16 protein-coding genes are annotated in these 17,303 nt (G+C 75.5%); 2 read left to right on the top strand and 14 right to left on the bottom strand.

Translation table 11 applies throughout. From position 1 onward, the window contains the following. The 11 genes from IF01_RS45210 to IF01_RS0104665 all read right to left on the bottom strand — a co-directional run bounded on the left by IF01_RS45210 (position 1) and on the right by IF01_RS0104665 (position 13,446). Positions 1-684, bottom strand: a complete 684-nt coding sequence (locus tag IF01_RS45210; RefSeq protein ID WP_051740182.1) for a hypothetical protein — start codon at positions 682-684, stop codon at positions 1-3. 106 nt (positions 685-790) lie between these two features. Further along, positions 791-1,588 (bottom strand): inositol monophosphatase family protein, encoded by a 798-nt coding sequence (locus IF01_RS0104620; RefSeq protein WP_030391955.1) that lies wholly within the window; start codon positions 1,586-1,588, stop codon positions 791-793. A 141-nt stretch (positions 1,589-1,729) separates the two neighbouring features. Further along, positions 1,730-2,977 carry a type III PLP-dependent enzyme gene (locus IF01_RS0104625; protein WP_030391956.1) on the bottom strand — a complete coding sequence of 416 codons (1,248 nt, stop codon included), beginning with the start codon at positions 2,975-2,977 and terminating at the stop codon, positions 1,730-1,732. Continuing rightward, complete coding sequence (locus IF01_RS0104630; RefSeq protein ID WP_078879660.1) at positions 2,974-4,779, bottom strand: IucA/IucC family protein; 1,806 nt, start codon at positions 4,777-4,779, stop codon at positions 2,974-2,976. The genes IF01_RS0104625 and IF01_RS0104630 overlap by 4 nt, the downstream gene beginning before the upstream one ends. Then, the gene (locus IF01_RS0104635; protein WP_244215421.1) at positions 4,776-6,059 is read right to left on the bottom strand and encodes an MFS transporter; all 1,284 of its coding nucleotides are present in this window, start codon (positions 6,057-6,059) and stop codon (positions 4,776-4,778) included. Before IF01_RS0104635 ends, IF01_RS0104630 begins: the two co-directional genes overlap by 4 nt. Continuing rightward, the gene (locus tag IF01_RS0104640) at positions 6,056-7,945 is read right to left on the bottom strand and encodes an IucA/IucC family protein (protein WP_051754916.1); all 1,890 of its coding nucleotides are present in this window, start codon (positions 7,943-7,945) and stop codon (positions 6,056-6,058) included. Before IF01_RS0104640 ends, IF01_RS0104635 begins: the two co-directional genes overlap by 4 nt. Continuing rightward, positions 7,942-9,174 carry an ATP-grasp domain-containing protein gene (locus tag IF01_RS0104645; protein WP_030391960.1) on the bottom strand — a complete coding sequence of 411 codons (1,233 nt, stop codon included), beginning with the start codon at positions 9,172-9,174 and terminating at the stop codon, positions 7,942-7,944. The genes IF01_RS0104640 and IF01_RS0104645 overlap by 4 nt, the downstream gene beginning before the upstream one ends. Before the next feature lie 189 nt (positions 9,175-9,363). Continuing rightward, the gene (locus tag IF01_RS0104650; protein WP_030391961.1) at positions 9,364-10,383 is read right to left on the bottom strand and encodes an ABC transporter substrate-binding protein; all 1,020 of its coding nucleotides are present in this window, start codon (positions 10,381-10,383) and stop codon (positions 9,364-9,366) included. 104 nt (positions 10,384-10,487) lie between these two features. Continuing rightward, a complete protein-coding gene (locus IF01_RS0104655) occupies positions 10,488-11,396 on the bottom strand; it encodes an ABC transporter ATP-binding protein (protein ID WP_078879661.1) in 909 nt (302 codons plus the stop codon). Continuing rightward, on the bottom strand, positions 11,396-12,484 hold the full coding sequence (locus IF01_RS0104660) for a FecCD family ABC transporter permease (RefSeq protein ID WP_078879662.1): 1,089 nt from the start codon (positions 12,482-12,484) through the stop codon (positions 11,396-11,398). The genes IF01_RS0104655 and IF01_RS0104660 overlap by 1 nt, the downstream gene beginning before the upstream one ends. Continuing rightward, on the bottom strand, positions 12,481-13,446 hold the full coding sequence (locus IF01_RS0104665) for a FecCD family ABC transporter permease (protein ID WP_030391964.1): 966 nt from the start codon (positions 13,444-13,446) through the stop codon (positions 12,481-12,483). The genes IF01_RS0104660 and IF01_RS0104665 overlap by 4 nt, the downstream gene beginning before the upstream one ends. Positions 13,447-13,706: 260 nt before the next feature. On the opposite strand from IF01_RS0104665, the gene IF01_RS46675 reads away from it, so the two are divergent. Together IF01_RS46675 and IF01_RS0104675 are read left to right on the top strand one after the other, a co-directional pair. Continuing rightward, positions 13,707-14,528, top strand: coding sequence for a (2Fe-2S)-binding protein (locus IF01_RS46675; RefSeq protein WP_233289991.1), 822 nt, complete (start codon positions 13,707-13,709; stop codon positions 14,526-14,528). A gap of 56 nt (positions 14,529-14,584) precedes the next feature. After that, on the top strand, positions 14,585-14,986 hold the full coding sequence (locus tag IF01_RS0104675) for a VOC family protein (protein WP_030391966.1): 402 nt from the start codon (positions 14,585-14,587) through the stop codon (positions 14,984-14,986). Between the two features lie 145 nt (positions 14,987-15,131). On the opposite strand, the gene IF01_RS0104680 is transcribed toward IF01_RS0104675, so the two are convergent. The 3 genes from IF01_RS0104680 to IF01_RS0104690 form a co-directional block, all read right to left on the bottom strand. Next, complete coding sequence (locus tag IF01_RS0104680) at positions 15,132-15,845, bottom strand: bleomycin resistance protein (RefSeq protein ID WP_030391967.1); 714 nt, start codon at positions 15,843-15,845, stop codon at positions 15,132-15,134. 120 nt (positions 15,846-15,965) lie between these two features. Further along, the gene (locus IF01_RS0104685; protein ID WP_063764131.1) at positions 15,966-16,529 is read right to left on the bottom strand and encodes a GNAT family N-acetyltransferase; all 564 of its coding nucleotides are present in this window, start codon (positions 16,527-16,529) and stop codon (positions 15,966-15,968) included. A gap of 131 nt (positions 16,530-16,660) precedes the next feature. Then, positions 16,661-17,278, bottom strand: coding sequence for a GNAT family N-acetyltransferase (locus IF01_RS0104690; protein ID WP_078879665.1), 618 nt, complete (start codon positions 17,276-17,278; stop codon positions 16,661-16,663). Positions 17,279-17,303: the final 25 nt, after the last annotated feature.

Here is a 17,303-nt window from a genome sequence, read left to right on the forward strand (position 1 = left end):
TCAGACGCTCCCGGTGGGTGTGGGCACGGCCGCAAGCAGGTGGTAGTCCACGCCCACCGTGACCGCCGGGTCGGAGGCCGCGCCCCGGACCGTCAGCTCGTGGCTGCCGGGCGCGAGCGGGTCCATCCGCACCCACAGGCCGCACGACCAGGTGTTGTTGCCGTGGGCCGCGAAGTCGCCGAAGGCGTTGCCGGCGACCCCGGACAGCTTGATCCTGGTCGCGCCGAGCGGCTCGACGGCCAGCGGGACGCCGTCCAGGACGGCGGAGCCCGTGGCCCGGTCCATGAACGTCGTGCAGTCGGCGGCCTCGCCGGTCCTCGTCACCAGGGGGAACAGCACCGGAAGGCCGACGGGGACGGTGCAGGTGCGCTCGACCGCCTCCCCGCCGGTCGTCCCGGCCAGGTACCAGATGTCCTCGGGCTGGCGCTGGGCGCACCACTGGCCGCTCCGGTCGAGCACCGGGCTGCGGTCCGCGGGGCTCGCCGCCGCCCAGTTCCACCAGCCGAACTGCACCTCCGCCGAGGTCAGCGTGTGCACCGCGAGCGGCGGGGCGGGTGACTCCGCCGGCTCCTCGGCCGGCGTGGGCCGGGCCGGCGCGGCGGTGCGGTGGTCCGGTGCGGAGGTGCAGGCGGTCGCCAGCAGCAGCGCGCCGAGGGCCAGGACGGTCTGTTGCCGTGAGTTCATGATCGCGGAGTGTACGAGCCCGGCCGTCGGCCGCGCGCGGGGTTTTCCACGGTGGGGCCCGGGGCGCGAACCGGCCTGCGGCCCACGGCGCGACCCTGCCTGCGGCCTACGGTGCGAACAGGATCTCGCGGCACCGCTCCCAGGTGGCCGGGTCGGCCGCGACGAGCAGGCCGTCCTCGCCGCCCGGGGCCTCGGGGCGGTAGGGGGAGCCGTCGAGGCGGGCGGCGCGGCCGCCGGACTCGGCCACCAGGAGGGAGCCGGGGGCGTGGTCCCAGGGGAGGGTGCGCCAGTAGAGGATGAAGTCGGTGCCGCCCTCGGCGACGTCGGGGTACTCGACGCCGGCGGCGTGGCGGCCCGCGGTGAGTCCGCCGAAGGCCTCGGCGTTGGCCTCGATCAGACGGCGGCGGGACGGGTCCAGGAACCGGCTCTTCACCGAGCCGCGCCAGGCAGCCGGGTCGGTGCCGGCGGGCGCGCGGGTCAGCCGGTGGCCGTCGCGCCAGGCGCCGGAGCCGAGTTCGGCGGTGTAGGTGGTGGCGGTGGCCGGCTGCCGGATCCAGGCGGCGACGGTCCGGCCGTCGCGCACCAGGGAGACCATCACCGCGTAGTCGGGGCGGCCGGCGACGAAGTTGGCGGTGCCGTCGACGGGGTCGACCAGCCAGACGGCGGGTTCGGCGTGCAGGGCCCGGGCGAGCGCCGGGTCGGCGGCCACCGCCTCCTCGCCGACCACCGGGACGGGCAGCAGTTCGCGCAGCCGCCGCGCGATGATCAGCTCGGCCTCGCGGTCGGCGACGGTGACCACCTCGCCGGGGGCCTTCTCCATCACCTCGCCCGAGGCCAGCGCCCGGAACCGGGGCTCCACCGCCTCGGCCGAGGCCTCGGCGATGATGTCCGCCACCTTCTCCATCAGCACGTGCCCGCTCCCTTCGTCGCTACCACCTTCGCACGTCAGTACGGGTCGGGTGGGTGGCGGGTACGACCGGCGGCCGACGGATCCCGGAATCCGCTGTCCGACCCCGGGCATCCGTCGGCCGTCACGGGTTGTCCCTCAGCGGTCCTCCGTCGGGCCGTCCGGGTAGCCGTCCAGGTAGTGGAAGCCGGGGCGGGGGTGCATCAGGAATTCGTGGTGCGAGATGTTCCACGCGTACGCCCCGGCCAGGTCGAAGAGCACCCGGTCGCCCGTACGGAGGCGGGCGGCGGCCGGGGCGGCGTGGGCGAGCACGTCCTTCGGGGTGCAGAGCTGGCCGGCCAGGGTGGCCCGGCCGGTGGTCACGGCGGGCCGCTCCCACGGATGGGGCCAGTCCTCGACCGGCAGGGTGCCGAACGGCTGGCTGTGGCCGCGGGTGGCCGGGGTCCGCAGGTGGTGGGTGCCGCCGCGGACGACCGCGAAGTCCTCGCCGTGGCTGCGCTTCACGTCCAGCACCTCGGTCGCGTACCAGCCGCAGTACGCGGTGAGCGCCCGGCCGGGCTCGATCCGCAGGACCAGGTCCGGGTGGCGGTCCAGCAGCTTGCCGAGGCCCGCGCCGAACGCGACCCAGTCGAACCGGGCGTCCGGGTCGGCGTAGTCGACGGCCATGCCGCCGCCCACATTGACCTCGTCCAGCGCGAAGGCGTGCCGCTCGGCCAGACGGGTGGACCAGCCGACGATCTGCTCCGCCAGCGCCAGCTGCTCGGCGGCCGCCAGCCCGCTCGCCAGATGGGCGTGCACACCGCGCAGCCGCAGCCGCCGCCGGACGGGGTCCAGCGGGCCGACCGGCTCGGTGAGCAGGCGGACCGCGGCCTCGGCGCGGTCCGGGTCCAGCCCGAACGGGGTCGGGCGCCCGCCCATCGCCAGCGCCACGGAATCCAGCGTGCCCGCCCCGACCGGCAGGTTCACCCGCAGCAGCACGTCCACGGCCGCGTCCGGCCGGTCGGCCAGCACGGCGGCGAGGCGGTACAGCTCCTGCTCGCTCTCGACGTGCCAGCGGTGCACACCGGCGTCCACGGCGGCGGCGATCTCGGCGGGCGTCTTGCCCGGCCCGCCGAAGGCCAGCGGGGCGTCCGGGACGGCTGCCCGGACATGCGCCAACTCGCCTCCGCTGGAGACCTCGTAGCCGTCCACGGCCTCGCTCAGCGCGGCCAGCACCGGGGCCTCGGGGTTGGCCTTGGCCGCGTAGTAGAGCTCGACCCGCTCCGGCAGGGCGGCCCGGACGGCGGCGGCGTGCTTCCGCAGGGCCGCCAGGTCGTAGACATAGGCCGGGAGTTGCTCCGGCTGCAGCTCGGCGGTCCGGCGGCGGACGGCTTCGGTGGCGGTCATCGGGTCCTTCCGGCGGCGACGGGCGGGGCCTGGACGGGCTGGGGAATCCGGGCGGTAGGTGGGTCGAGCGGTGCGGGTGGGGCAGGTACGGCGGACGAGGCGCCGGTGCGGCCGGTGCGGCCGGCGCCGCGGTGGGCGGCCTCGGCCAGCACGGAGCGGGCCAGCGGCGAGGCCATCCGGACGTACCCGGCCGCGCGGTCGGCCTTGCGCTCCCAGCGGGTGAGCAGGTTGGCCTTGCCCGGCAGCGGCACGCCGGCGAGCAGCGCGCGCAGCCGGGGCGGGCAGCCGTGCTCCGCCGCGTACTCCTCCAGGACGCGGCGGACCGCCTCCCAGAGCGCGCCCTCCGCCGCCGGGTGCAGGTCGGCGACGGCGGCGAGCAGTTCGGCCACGTGGTTGACCAGCAGGCAGTAGACCACCCGGTCCCAGCCCCGCTCGGCGTCGTAGGCCATCGGCCCGGCCACCTCGGGCGGCAGTGCGGCGAGCAGTCCGGCGTGCCGCTCGGGGACGAGCTTCGTCCCCTCCAGGTCGCGGAAGAGCACCTGGGCCGGGCGGCCGGCGGCGTCCACGCCGATCAGGACGTTCTGCAGGTGCGGTTCGAGCACCACGCCGTGGTCGAAGAAGGCGGCCAGCACCGGCGGGACCAGCAGCCGCAGGTACGCCGTCCACCAGTCGAGCGCGCGGGCCGGGTCGCCCGGGTCGGACAGCAGCCGGGAGATGTGCGCCGAACTGGTCGGGTACTCGTCGGCGACGGCGGCGGCCAGCAGCGGGGTGACGTCGGGGTGCAGCGAACCCCCGAGGCCCTCGCGGACGATCAGGCCGAAGCCCTCGTACAGCGCCCGGTCGGGCCGCCCGTCGGACCCGGGCAGGGCGAGGGTGCGGAACGCCGGCTCGCGCAGTACGGCGGCGTCCGGGAACCGCTCGGCCAGGTCGGCCAGCACCGGGGCGAGCAGCCGGGTGAGGGTGACCGCGCCGATCAGCTCGTAGGCGGCGTTCTTGCGCAGGCAGTTGGTGATCCGCACATTGAGGCTGAACTTGAGGAACGCGCCCGCGCCGTACAGGGTGCGCACCGAGGCGGTGGCCGCGAAGGGGGTGCCGCCGGGGCCGAGGTCGACGATGTCGCCGCGCTCCAGCGCCCCGCGCAACAGGGGGTGGTCGCTGAGGAGTTCGTACTGCCAGGGGTGGGCGGGCAGCAGTCGGTAGCCGTCCGGGACGGCGGCGAGGCCGTCGAGCAGGGCGGTCGCGGCCGGGTCGGCGGAGGCCTCGGCGATCAGTTCCTGCCGCACGGCGAGGTGGCGCAGCGGGAACTCGGCGCGTGCCTCGGGGGCGTAGTCGCGCCAGTCGCCGCGTTCGGCGGAGCGGGACTTGGGCGCGGGGTGGAACCGGTGGCCGAACAGCAGGGCCTGCTCGGACTCCAGGTAGCGGTTGGGGCCGGGCCGGGGGCGGTCGGCCAGGGCGGTGGAGACCGCCGTGTGGCTGGAGGCGAGCTGGCCGAGGAACTCCTCGTTGACCGTGCCGGTGCGCAGTTCCAGTTCGCCCTGGACCTGGCGGGCGAGTTCGTGCCAGTCCAACGCGCGCCAGCCGTCGGGGTGTTCCTCCTCCACCGGTCCGGTGAAGCGGTGAGCGCCGATCAGCGAGGTGCGGCGCAGGGCGACCCGGAGCAGGGTGCCGCGCCGGGGGAGGCGGATCAGCAGGCGGCCGTCGGTGACGGCGGTCTGGTGTTCGGGGGCGGACACCTCGCGCAGCAGGCAGTTGAGCAGGGTATGGACCACGGCATGGTCGGCGGTGGGCAGTTGGTGCGTCATGAGCGACTCCAACGCTGGCGGGAGTGGGAGGAGAGTGCGGCGGCCGCGACGGCGGCCAGGAGTGCGGCGGCGGTGCCGACCAGCACGGGGGAGGTGGTGCCGAACCGGCCGTTGACCAGCGCCGCGACGGCGCCGGCGGCCACGGCGCCGCCCTTGGAGACGAATTCGAGCGAGCCGAACAGTCGCCCGGGTGCCCGGCCGCGGCACGCCTCGGCGGCGAGCACCGAGAGGCAGACCAGGCCGAGGGTGAGTCCGGCGCCGAGCAGCAGCCGGACGGCGACGAAGGCCGGGAGCGAGTCTGCCACGGAGTGCCCGGCGAGGCCGAGCGCGACGAAGCCGAAGCCGAGCGCGATGCCGGTGTGCGGGCGGTGCAGGAAGGCGGTGTGGGTGCGGGCCGCGAACGCCAGGTAGCACAGGTGGGGCAGGGCGAACAGCACGCCCGTGGTGGTGCCGGAGACCCCGGGGAGGCGTTCCTCGGCCAGGGCTATCAGATAGGGGAAGGAGATGATCGTGGCGAAGACGAAGGCGAACTCCAGGCCGTAGAGCACGCGCAGGGGTGTGCGGCCGGCTGGTTCGTCGACGGGGACGCCCGTCGACGGGGCCACGGCCCCGGACTCGTCCACGGCTGCGGCCAAGACCCCGGGTCCGGCCCCGTCCGCTGTCTTCGCCCCGGGGCGGCCCGGCTCCGGCAGCAGGGAGAGCAGCGCCGCCGCGGCCAGCGGCAGTACGGCCATCAGCAGGTACTGCCGGTGCGGGTCGATCCACGGCGACAGCGCGCCCACCAGGATCGGCGCCGCCACCAGCGCGGCCCGGGCGCTGCCCTGCATCAGGGTGAGCGCCCGGGACAGCCGGGCGCCGTCGAGGGCGGCGGCGAGGTAGCCGTTGGTCGCGGCGAAGGTGCCGCCGAGGAAGCCCTGGAGCACCAGCGCGAGGGTGAACGCGGGCAGCGAGTCGGCGGCCCCGGCCAGCAGGAAGGAGACTGCGAGGCCGAGTTGGGCGCGCAGCAGGAGCCGCTTGCGGCCGTACCGGTCGGCGAGCCGCCCCCACAGCGGGGCGCCGAGGGCGCTGAACACGGTGGGCACGATGTAGAGCACGCCCGCCCAGCGTCCCTGCGGGTCGCCGAGTCCGGGCAGGATCGCGGTCAGGTAGGGCGGCAGGCCGAGGGCGGCGAAGGAGGCGACGAAGTAGCAGGCGGCGACGGCGTGCACCTGGCGCCGACCGATTCCGCCCGGTGGGGCGGCGTCGCGTTCGGACTGCCGGGGCAGCGCGTCGACGGTCACCGCGCCGGTCCTGGCTCGTTCGTGGAACGCTGTTGCGGCAGCAGGTAGTTCGGACCGTCGGTGTAGTGCTTGTTGATGTCGGCGGCGCCCGAGCGCTGCTTGCTCAGCAGGGTGCCGGCGGTGACCATCGCCTTGACCGGGAGCCGTTCGGCGTCGAGCAGGGCGGCGCGCAGCGGTTCGGCGGCCGGTCCGGTCCGCTCGACGGCCTCGGTCAGCCGCTTGCGCAGCAGGGCGAGCAGCTCGTCGAGTCCGGCCCGGCCGTGGGCGGCGAGGCCGAAGGCGAGCGAGCCGGCGCACAGGTGGCCGGTGATGGTGGTGAACAGGTCGGTGAGCCGCCGGTCGTCGTCGCCGAAGATCCGGGCGTCGTCGAACTCCTCGGGCGAGGGGGAGAGTTCGCCGAGGGAGGCGGCCAGACGTCCGGTGTGCAGGCGCGGGCCGTCGTCGTCCTTGTAGAGCAGGCGCAGGCCGCCGTCCTGGTCGAGGACGAGGGAGGTGTTCTGCTGGTGGGACTCCAGGGCGACGCCGTGGCCGAACAGTGCGGTCTGCCAGTCGAGCAGCAGGTCCAGCAGGGCGTCGTAGAGGGCGACCGGGTCGCCGCCGTGGAACCGGTCGGCGAGCCGGTCGACGACCAGGCGCCCGCCGGCGGCCCCCGCGGCCGAATCCGCTGCCGCGTCCGCGACCGGCGCCGTGCCGGGTGCGGACGCCGGCGCCGGGGCCAGCAGCGCGGCGAGCGGAACGGTCACGGACCGCTCCAACCCCTCCGGGTAGCGGCGCAGCAGCACCGCCAGCAGCTCGTGCCCGGCGTGCGCCCAGGTCTGCTCGTCGGCGTGCAGGATCCGCCCGGCGAACCGGGGTTCGCGCGCCAGCACGGCCTCGACCAGCCGCTGTCCGGCGGCGCCGTCGACCAGCGTGCCGGGTTTGATGGTGCGGCGGTTCAGCCGGCCGAGGGTGGCGGTGGCCAGCGGCAGCTTCAGGTGGTGGACCGGGTCCTCGGCGACCGCCACCGTCCGCATCGAGAGGGTCGGGACGACGGTCAGGTAGGGGCGATCGGCGAGCACGGCGCGGCCGTCCAGGCCGGTGGCGCGCAGCGCCTCGTCCAGGGCCGGGCCGACGGTCAGCGGGTGCACCGGCAGGGTCTCCCAGGCGGCGTCGCCGCCGGGCAGGTCGAGGCCGAGCCAGCTCGGGGTGGGCCACCAGCGCGGCAGCGGGCGGTCGCCGTGCCGGGTGAGCGCGCCGGCCGGCAGGGCGAGCCAGCGCAGTTCGAAGGTGGGGTGGAACTCCGGTGCGTGGGAGCGCAGTTCGCGCTCGTCGAGGCCGGATCGGCCGCGGGCCGTCGGGTAGACCGGGTGGTCGAGGAAGGCGGCCAGGGTGTCGTGGCCGAGGGCGGCGGCGGGGCCGGTCCAGTGGGCCGGGTCGGGGCCGTAGAGGTCGGTGAGCGCGGTGTGCACCTCGGCGCGCACCCGCTCGTGCAGCTCCATGGTGGCGAGGGTCTGGCGGCACTCCTCGGCGAACGCGGCCCAGCCGGGCCGGTCCTCGGCGTCGGCGCGGGCGGCCAGCGCCGTCAGCGCGGCGTCCAGCTCCCCGATCCGGCGGCCGTCGACCTCGACGAGCGGCAGGCGCGCGCCGTACTCGCTCTGGAAGCCCTCGGGGGCGACGGGGACGGCGATGCCGTGCTCGGCGGCCACCAGCCAGGCGCCGTCGGCCCGGTGCTCGACCGTGCCGCCGGTGCGCAGTCCGAGCACGTCCTCGCGGACCAGGGCGGAGAGGACCCGGAGGGTGAGCAGCCCGGCGGGGGTGGCGGCGCGAGCAGCGGTGGCGGCCGGAGCGGCGGCGGGCGGCGTGGCGGCGGACGGCGTGGTGGCGGACGGCGTGGTGGCGGCGCTCACGGGGTGATCTCCCAGCGGTTGGCGGCCACGAACCGGGCCACGGCGGCGTCGACGGCGGCCTGCTCGGGGCCGACGGCCCAGATCACGCCCAGGTAGTCCCGGTTGGTGCGGTAGTGCTCGTGCCGTTCGCCGACCGGGCGCAGCGGCCGGTAGGCGAGCCGGACCCCGTCGACGTCCTCGTCGTACGGCCCGGGGGCGGCGGTGAGGGTTCCGGCCCGGTCGGCGCAGACCACCTCGTTGCGGGCGCGCAGCCGGGTGGCGGCGCAGCGTTCGCCGAGGTCGGCGGGGAGTTCGAGGCCGAGGTGGGCGGCGAGGATGTGCTCGAACAGCGGGACGCCGAGGATCTCGGCGAGCATGAGGTCGCACTGGTCGCCGATGGCGCGGTAGTTGACCTCGATGATCCGGGCCCGGCCGTCCGGCTGGACGACGAACTCGGTGTGGCAGGCGCCGAGTCCGACCCCGAGCGCGTCGAGCTGGGCCAGCACCTGGGCGACCGCGGCCGGCGGGTGGGCGGGGACGAACTCCAGCATCTCCTCGACGAAGTCCGGCGGCGGGGAGAGTCTGGTCCGGAACCCGCCGAGGACGTGCCGGCGGTGGCCGTCGCCCAGCGTCTCCAGGGTGTACAGCTGCCCCTCCAGGAATTCCTCGACGACGAGGGCGGCGCCGGGGCGCCGGTCCTGGATCTCCTCGGCGCGCCGGACCAGTTCCTCGATGTCGGCGACCAGCGAGACGTCCTCGCTGGCGACGCCCTCGCGCGGCTTCACCACGACGGGGAAGGGCAGCTCCGCCGCGCGCAGCACGGACGGGTCCTGCTCCGGGGCGAGTTCGACCGAGCGGACGGCGTCGAGGCCGGCGGCGGCCAGGTGGCGGCGGAGCTGGCCCTTGTTCTTGGCCCGCAGGGTGGCCTTCCAGTCCTTGGCCGGGAGGCCGAAGTACTCGGCGGTGAGCGCGGTCTGGGTCTGCAGGTGGTCGCTGTTGCTGAACACGGCGAACGGCGCGTCGGCGGTGCCGGAGGCCCGGAGGCGGGAGATCAGCCCGATCACCTCGCGGAAGTCCTGCACCTCGCACTCGGTCACCTCCGGCGCGAACTCCAGGTCGGCGTAGGCGCGTCGGTGGGCCTCGGCGTGGTCGGTGAGGACGGTGACGGCGAGCCCGAGGCGGGCGGCGGCCGGGAGGAATCCGTCGGTCACCGAGTCGGTCGGGTTGAGGGCGAGCAGGTAGAGGCGCATGGCAGGGCGGGTCCTCTCCGGGTGGGCGGGCGAGCGAGCGGGGGCGGGCGCGGGGAGCGCGGGCCGGCTCGGGTGCGGGCGAGGGTGAGGGTGTGCGAGGCGCGGGCGGTCGGCGGCGGGGCGGGCCGAGGGGCGGCTCCCGGCCGTCCCCCCGTCGCCGCTCCCGCCCCGTCCGTCCGGGCGCGGGGCCTACTGGGGGGCGTCGACGCCCGCGGCCTTGGCGATGTCGACCAGCATGGCGTCGGCGGCCTGGACACCGATGCCCGACATCCAGGTCTCGTCCGGCACGTTGAACACCTTGCTGTTCTTGACGGCGTTCAGGCCCTTCCAGACCGGCGTGTCCTGGACCTCGCTCTGCTTGGTCTTGGACGGGTCGTCGGCGACGGTGACGAAGACCAGGTCGGCGTCGGCCTGGTTGATCTGCTCGGCGCTGACCTCCAGGATGTTCTGGTCCACGTCCTGGGCGGCCGGGCGGGTCAGGCCGACGTCCTTCAGCACCACGCCGCTGTAGGAGGCCTTGGCGTAGAGGCGGGTCGGGCCGGCCACGAAGCGGACCACCGAGGCGGTCGGCGCGGTGCCGCCGTTCTTCGCCTTGATCGCCTCGCCGAGCTCGGCGGCGCGGGCCTCGTAGTCGGTGAGCGCCTTCTTGGCCTCCGCCTCCTTGCCGAGGGCCTGCGCGTAGAGGGCGAGGTTGGCCTTCCACGGGAAGCCGGTGGTCTCGGCGAGCACGGTCGGGGCGATCGCGTTGAGCTTGTCGTAGACCTTGGCGTGCCGGACCTTCGAGGAGAGGATCAGGTCGGGCTTCAGGGAGGCGATCAGCTCCAGGTTCGGCTCGTTCATCGGGCCGACGTCCTTGGCGTCCTTGACCTTGTCCTTGAGGTAGTTCGGGAAGCCGCCCTCGGTCTTCATGTGCGGGGAGACCGCGCCGACCGGGGTGATGCCGAGGAGGGTGACGTCGTCCAGCTCGCCGCTGTCCAGGACCACCACGCGCTTGGGCTGGGCCTTGATCTCGGCCGTGCCGGCCGCGTGGGTGACGGTGCGCGGGAAGACGGCGGCCGCACCGGCGGCGGCCGAGGCGTCGCCGGCCGGCTCGGCGGTGTCCGCGGCCTTGCTGCCGCCGTTGCTGCCGCAGGCGGCGAGCAGGGTGGTGGAGAGGGCGACGGCGAGCACGGCGACGGGCAGTCTGCGGGCGCGGGCGGAGCGGTTCATGAAGGGTTCCTTGTCTCTGTTTCGGGGCAGGGCGGGGCGCCGGAACGACCCGCGAGGGGCGGGCGCGGCCGGAAGCGGGGGAGCGGAGCGCGGGGCAGGGGGCCTCAGCGCTCGGGGCCGACCGGGGCAGCGGGCGCGGCCGGTGCGGCGGCCCGTCTCGACCGGGCCCTGGGCACGACCAGCGGAGTGCCGGTCTCCGGGTCGGGCACGACCTGGCAGGCGACCTGGAAGACGCTCTCCACCAGTTCGGCGGTGAGGATGTCCCCCGGTGCCCCGGCGGCAGCGAGCCGGCCGTCCTTGAGGACGACCAGGTGGTCGGCGTACCTGGCGGCCTGGCCGAGGTCGTGCAGCACCATGACGACCGTCCGTCCGGCCTGCGCGTGCAGGTCGGAGACCAGGTCGAGCACGTCGAGCTGGTGGCGCAGGTCGAGGAAGGTGGTCGGCTCGTCGAGCAGCAGCAGGTCGGTGTCCTGGGCCAGCGCGAGCGCGATCCAGGCCCGCTGCCGCTGGCCGCCGGAGAGCCGGTCCACGTGCTGGTCGCGCAGCCCGTCCATGCCGGTGCGGGTGAGCGCGTCCTCGACCGCGGCCTGGTCGGCCCTGGACCACGGGGTGAGCATCCGCTGGTGCGGGAACCGGCCCAGCCGGACCAGCGCCTCGACGGTGACGGCCTCGGGGGTGACGGGCTGCTGGGGCAGCAGGCCCATCCGCTTGGCGAGCGTGCGGGCCGGCATCCGGTGGATGTCGGAGCCGTCCAGGGTGACGCTGCCGGCGGCCGGGTCCAGCAGCCGGACGAGGCCGCGCAGCAGGGTCGACTTGCCGCAGGCGTTGGGCCCGACGATGGCGGTGACGGCGTTGCCGGGCAGTTCGAGGTCGAGCCCGTCCACGACGGTCCGGTTGCCGTAGCCCAGGCCGAGGCCGTGGGCGGCGAGGCGGTTCGCCGACCGGTCGGCACCGGCGGCACCCGCGGTGCCGGTCGGGGCGGCCTCGGCCGCGGTGGTCAGGTCGGGGGTCATCAGCTGGTCCTCCGGGGAAGCCGGCCCTGGCGGATCATCAGCACCAGGAGCCAGGGCGCGCCGAGGGTGGCGGTGACGGCACCCACCGGCAGGCCGTGGACGGGGATCACATGCAGTACGAGGAGGTCGGAGGCGAGCAGCAGCAGGGAGCCGGTGAGGGCGGTGAGGCCGAGCGTGCCGAGGGTGGGCGGTCCGGCGAGCAGCCGGACCAGGTGCGGCACGGCGAGCGCGACGAACGCGACCGGCCCGGTGAGCGCCGCGGCGAGGGAGGCCAGGGCGATGCTGAGCAGGAGCAGCAGGACGCGGTCACGCCGCGGATCGAGCCCGAGCCCGCCGGCCGAGTCGTCGCCGAGGTCGAGCACGGCCACCCGGCGCTGACCGAGCACCACGGCGACGCTGGTCAGCGCGACGGCGGAACCGCCGATCCAGACCTCGTCCCAGTTGCGGCCGTAGAGGGAGCCGGTGGTCCACTGCATCGCGGAGGAAGCCAGCTCGGCGGGGAACCGCACGATCATCAGATTGACGGCGGCGGCGAGGCCCTGCTGGACCGCGAGCCCGACCAGGACCAGCCGGGTGACCGCCATCCGGGAGCGCCAGGCGAAGCCGCCGAGCAGCAGCGCGGCCAGCAGTCCGCCGCCCAGCGCGGCCAAGGGGATGAGCTCCTGCGAGGCGCCGGTGGCGAGCATCAGGACGGCGCCGAAGGACGCGCCGCCGGTGACGCCGATGGTGTCGGGCGAGGCGAGCGGGTTGCGGAACAGGCGCTGGAGCATCGAGCCGGCCACCGCCAGCCCGGCGCCCGCGATCAGCGCGGAGACCACGCGCGGGGCGCGGAACTCCTGGACCACCAGGACGTTCCCGGGGTCACCGGATCCGGCCAGCGCGCGCAGCGCCTCCCAGACCGTCATCCTGACCTGCCCGGTGCCGAGCGCGGTCCCGGTGAGCAGGACCAGCAGGACGGCGGCGACCAGCGACCAGCCGGCGGTCCGGGCGCGGCGGCGGGCGGCGGAGGTGCCCGGCCCCGGGGTGGTGCCGCCGGTGGCCCCGCCGGGGGCCCGGTCGGTGGCCCGGTCGAGGGCCGGGGCGCTCATCGCGCCACCTTGCGGGCCAGTACGGCGAGCAGCGGCGCGCCGAGGAACGCCGTCACGATGCCGACCTCCAGTTCGGAGGGGCGGGCCACCGTCCGGCCGAGCACGTCGGCGGTGAGCAGCAGTACCGGACCGGCGATCAGGCAGCCGGGCAGCAGCAGCCGGTGGTCGTTGCCGAGGAGCGGCCGGACCAGGTGCGGGGCCGCCAGCCCGATGAAGGCGACCGGCCCGGCGACGGCCACGGCGGACCCGGCGAGCAGCACGACGGCCAGGCCGCCGACCACCCGGATCCGGGCCACCGGCACGCCGAGCGACTGGGCGCTCTCGTCGCCGAGCGCCAGCGCGTTGAGCGAGGGCGCGACGGCGAAGGAGGCGAGCAGGCCGAGCGCCAGGAACGGCAGCACCGGCACGAGGGTGTCCAGGTGCCGCCCGGCGACCGACCCGGCCAGCCAGAACCGCGCCTCGTCCAGGGTGCGGTGACTGGCCAGCATCAGCGCGGAGGTCCACGAGGTGAGCACCACCGTGAGCACGGTGCCGCCGAGTGCGAGCCGGACCGGGTCGAGGTCCCCGCCGTGGCGGGACATCGCGTACGCGGCCACGGCCGCCACCGCCGCTCCGGCGAAGGCGAACCACACGTACTCGACCGGGCGGGTCAGTTCGAGGGTGTAGATCGCGGCGACCACGGCGAAGCTCGCGCCGGCGTTGATGCCGAGGGTGATCGGCGAGGCGAGCGGGTTGCGGGTGACGCCCTGGGCGACCGCCCCGGCGACGCCGAGCGCGGCCCCGACCGCGAGGCCGATCAGCGTCCGCGGCACCCGAAGCCCCGTCACCACATCGGCGTCGCCGCCGTGCTCACCGCCGGTCAGGGCGCCGACGACGGTGCCCAGCGGGATCGTGCGGGAGCCGAGCGCGAGGCTCAGTGCGGCGCACAGCGCCAGCAGGCCGAGCCCGGCGACCAGCACCAGGGGGAGCCGGGCCGCTGTGCGGGTTCTCGGGGCCGGGGTCGGGGGAGCCGGCGGATCGGTGGTGAGCACGGGGCGAGATATTAGGTTAGGTATACCTAAGTGAGTCAAGTTGCGGCCGGGTTGGTACGTACCGGGCGAGTCGGGGCGGCGAACGGCCCGGGGTGGCGCGAACCGGCCGGTGAGTGCCTATAAGGTGAGCCTCACCTAACACGATCTCGGGAGTGCCGGTGATCTTCTCGGGTCCGCCCCTGCCTGCCGCCGTGCCCGTCGCGCCACGTCCCGCGAATCCGCTGGACACCGACTACCGGCTGCTGCTCGACCTCTGCCCGGTACTCCGGGTGCGGCTGCTCGCGACCGACGAGCCCGCCCCGGCCCGCGCGCTCGGCTGGTACTCCGCGGTGGAACTGGCGACCGATCCGGACGCGCTGGCCGACGCACTGGCCGGCGAGGCCGCCCGGATCGCCCCCGTCGCCGCCGGGCACGGCACCGCGCCGCGCCCCCATGTCGCCGCCTCCCGGCTGCTGCACCACTACCTCTGGTCGGTCTGCGTGCTGATCGCCGGACCCTGGCGGCTGGCGGGTCGCGTCCCGTCGATCGACGGCGCGAACCTGTGGTTCCACGCCCCTACGGGTGATTTCGCGCTGCGCCCGCACGCCCATGTCACCCTCCCGGGCGAGGACGAACTCCGGGCCGAACTGCGCGCCGCCGTCGTCGCCCACGTCGAACCGCTGCTGGCCGCCTTCGCCGCCCCCACCCGGCGCGGCACCAGGGCGCTGTGGGGCATGGTCACCGACGACCTCGCCTCGGCGATCTGGTACCTGGGCAAGCGGCTCGACGAGACGGCCGGGTCGCCGGTCCCGGTCGAGGAGGACGCCGCCGTCGCCGCCGCGACGGCCGTGCTCCCCGGGCACACCGACCCGCTCCTCGGCGCCGCGGACTTCCGCGTCCTGTGCGGGGAGGACGGCCGCGCCCACCACACCCGGACCCGCCTCGGCTGCTGCCTCTACTACGCGATCGAGCCCGCCCGGGCCTGCGTCACCTGTCCCCGGACGGGGGACGAGGAGCGCCTGCGGCGGCTCTGACGGGTCGCCGACGGGCGCCGGCGGTCTGTCAGGGGGCCTCGGTAGGCTCGGTTCCCGTGATCGACTCCACCGCCCACGTCCGCGTCGCGCGGCCCTCCCGGGACCTCGCGGCGGCCGAGCGCTTCTATGTCGACGGCCTCGGCCTGGCCGTCCTGTGGCGCACCGCCGAACACGTCCCCGGTGAGCACGACCTCCTCATGGTGGGCCCGCCCGGCGGCGGTTGGCACTTCGAGCTGACCCACGACCCCGAGCGGCCGGTCGAACCGGCGCCCACCGTCGACGACCTCTTCGTGGTCTACCTCGGGGCGCCGGTGGACGAGGCGCTGGTCCGGCGGCTGGAGGCCAGTGGTGGTACGCGGGTGCCCTCGCACAATCCCTACTGGGACGAGCACGGTGTCACGGTCGCCGATCCGGACGGCTACCGGCTGGTGCTGTGCGCCCGGAACTGGACGTCCTGAGCGGCCGCGCGCTGCTCGGACGGTCCGACGGTCCGGTGTCGGATGACGGCCTACGGACCGCAGATGTGGAATCTGCCATCTGTTGGCCGCCATCCGTCGGGCGCCGTCCGCAGGACGCCATCTGCCGGACGTCAGTCGTCGGACGTCAGCCCCGGACCAGGAGACCGGCGAGGCGCCCGAGCTCGTCCCGGACGGACTCCTGCTCCTCGGCGGTGAGCCCCTCGGCGACCGACTCCGCCCGCCGGGTGAAGGCCTCGGCGCTGGCGCCGTCCGCCAGCCGGTGCGCCAGGTCGGCCCGCAGCGCCAGGATGCGGAACAGCAGCACCCGGGCGGGCGGCCCGTCCGGCGACTCCAGCGCCCGGTCCAGCACCCGGGCGGCCGCCGCCGGGTCCTCCTTGGAGTCGGCGAACAGCGCGGCGTGGTGCAGCGCCTTCGCGAACGGCTCGTCGGAGGACGGCCGCTGGTGCCGGTCGGCACGGATCGGCTGACCGATCCGCAGGCAGTTGCCGCCGGGATCGGTCAGCAGGAACTCCCGCACACCGTGCGGGGTGTCGCCGAGCGCGCCCAGCCGGGGCAGGCCCTGGGTCGGCACCCGCCCGTAGGCGGACCGCAGGCCCTCCTGGAACGCGGCGTGCAGTGCGTCCACGTCGTCGGTGCGGACCAGGCAGGTGCCGTGGCCGGCACCCGGGTCGTACTGCTGCATGCCGAGGAAGTGCAGCTGGATGCCGCCGCGTTGGACGACTGCGTAGGGCTCGGGAGTTCGCTGATGGATCGTCACTTCGAAGCCGAGCGCGGTGTAGAAATCGAGCACCGGCGGGAGTGTTTGACAGGGCAGGATCGGGACCGTCGATTCGACCATGCTCGCTGACTTTACCCCTGGTTGACCGCGAAACGGACGCTTCCGCTCAGATGTCGGCCACGTGCTGCCGGGCCCGCGCACCGGTGGCCACCGCCGGTGGTCGTTCCGGACGACGACCCGCTACCGCTCCGGTACGACGGGCACCAGTCGCTTGACCATCACCCGTTCCCCGAAGGCCCGTTCGGCCCCCGGTACGCCGCCCCCGACCGACCGGTCCGGCGTGCTCGGCGCGCACGGCGCGTCCGGCTCGTCCGCGTCGGTGAACCCGTTGCGCCGGTACAGCGCCTCGGCCGGTGCGTTGCCCGCGAGCACGGCGAGCCGCAGCGAGGTGCGGCCCGTCCGCCGGGCCCATGCCTCCACGGCGGCCAGCAGCCGGTCCCCGGTCCGCCGCCCCCGGGCCTCCGGGCCGACCCAGAGCGAACGCAGCTCGGCCGCCCCGTCCCGCCCGGGCGAGGGAATCCCGCCCGCCAGCCCGAGCGGCCGCCCGTCCGCCGACACGGCGACGACGTGCACGGCGTCCCGGCGCGCGAACCGGGCGCGCCACTCCTCCTCGCCGCCCGTCGGCCAGTCCGACAGCCGCACCTTGAAGGCGTGCGGCGCGTCGCGGAGCGCGGCCAGCCGGGCGTCCCGCCACAGCGGCCAGTCGTCCGGGTCGGCGGGGGTGAGGAAACGCAGATCGATCACGGCCGCAGTCTGCGCCCGCGCGCCGCGGCCCGTCCAGGGTGCCTCTGCGGAGACCGGCGGTCCGGACGGCCAACTGTGCCGGAGCGGTGACGAATCGGCCTGGTCTCTCCCGGGTGCCGGGCGCCGGACGGCTACCCGACGACGGCGGTCGCGCCGGTGGCCTCGGGCGCGCCGGTGGCCTCGGGTGCCCCGGGCGCGGACCGGCGGCGGGCCTCCCACTCCCGGCGGAGCAGGCCGAACAGCAGGCGGTCGTAGCGGGCCCCGGCGAGCAGGACGGCGTCCCTGCGGCGCCCCTCCTCCTGGAAGCCGAGCCGGGCGAACGCCCGGGCCGCCCGGGTGTTGCCGCTCCAGGTATCCAGCTCCAGCCGGTGCAGCGGGAACATGCCGAACAGGTGGTCCACCAGCAGGCCGAGGGCCTCCGAACCGTAGCCGTGGTCCCAGAACTCCCGTTCGCCGATGAAGATCCCGAGCTCGGCGACGCCTTCGTACGGGTCCACGTCGCGGTAGTCGACCATGCCGATCGGGCGGCCGCCGGCCTTCTCCTCGACGGTGAGGATGCCGGCCTCGCGCGGGTCGAGGCGCAGGATCCGGGCGAAGCGGTCGGCCAGTGCCTCGGCGGTGGTCGGGCCGAAGCGCGGGTCGCCGGCCGCCGCCAGCCGCACCACCTCCGGGTCGTTGCGCCAGCGGAGCTGGTGTTCCGCGTCCTCCGCGCGCAGGGCGCGCAGCCGTACCGCTGTACCTTCGATCATGGTCGGATGGTAGGCCGCGCACCGC

Source organism: Kitasatospora purpeofusca (assembly GCF_000718025.1).
Classification (GTDB): Bacteria; Actinomycetota; Actinomycetes; order Streptomycetales; family Streptomycetaceae; genus Kitasatospora; species Kitasatospora purpeofusca.

Bases quoted from the DNA above. Each gene is read 5' to 3' on its own strand.
- IF01_RS45210 (WP_051740182.1), bottom strand. From the start codon at position 684: ATGAACTCACGGCAACAGACCGTCCTGGCCCTCGGCGCGCTGCTGCTG.
- IF01_RS0104620 (WP_030391955.1), bottom strand. From the start codon at position 1,588: ATGGAGAAGGTGGCGGACATCATCGCCGAGGCCTCGGCCGAGGCGGTG.
- IF01_RS0104625 (WP_030391956.1), bottom strand. From the start codon at position 2,977: ATGACCGCCACCGAAGCCGTCCGCCGCCGGACCGCCGAGCTGCAGCCG.
- IF01_RS0104630 (WP_078879660.1), bottom strand. From the start codon at position 4,779: ATGACGCACCAACTGCCCACCGCCGACCATGCCGTGGTCCATACCCTG.
- IF01_RS0104645 (WP_030391960.1), bottom strand. From the start codon at position 9,174: ATGCGCCTCTACCTGCTCGCCCTCAACCCGACCGACTCGGTGACCGAC.
- IF01_RS0104650 (WP_030391961.1), bottom strand. From the start codon at position 10,383: ATGAACCGCTCCGCCCGCGCCCGCAGACTGCCCGTCGCCGTGCTCGCC.
- IF01_RS0104655 (WP_078879661.1), bottom strand. From the start codon at position 11,396: ATGACCCCCGACCTGACCACCGCGGCCGAGGCCGCCCCGACCGGCACC.
- IF01_RS0104660 (WP_078879662.1), bottom strand. From the start codon at position 12,484: ATGAGCGCCCCGGCCCTCGACCGGGCCACCGACCGGGCCCCCGGCGGG.
- IF01_RS0104680 (WP_030391967.1), bottom strand. From the start codon at position 15,845: ATGGTCGAATCGACGGTCCCGATCCTGCCCTGTCAAACACTCCCGCCG.
- IF01_RS0104690 (WP_078879665.1), bottom strand. From the start codon at position 17,278: ATGATCGAAGGTACAGCGGTACGGCTGCGCGCCCTGCGCGCGGAGGAC.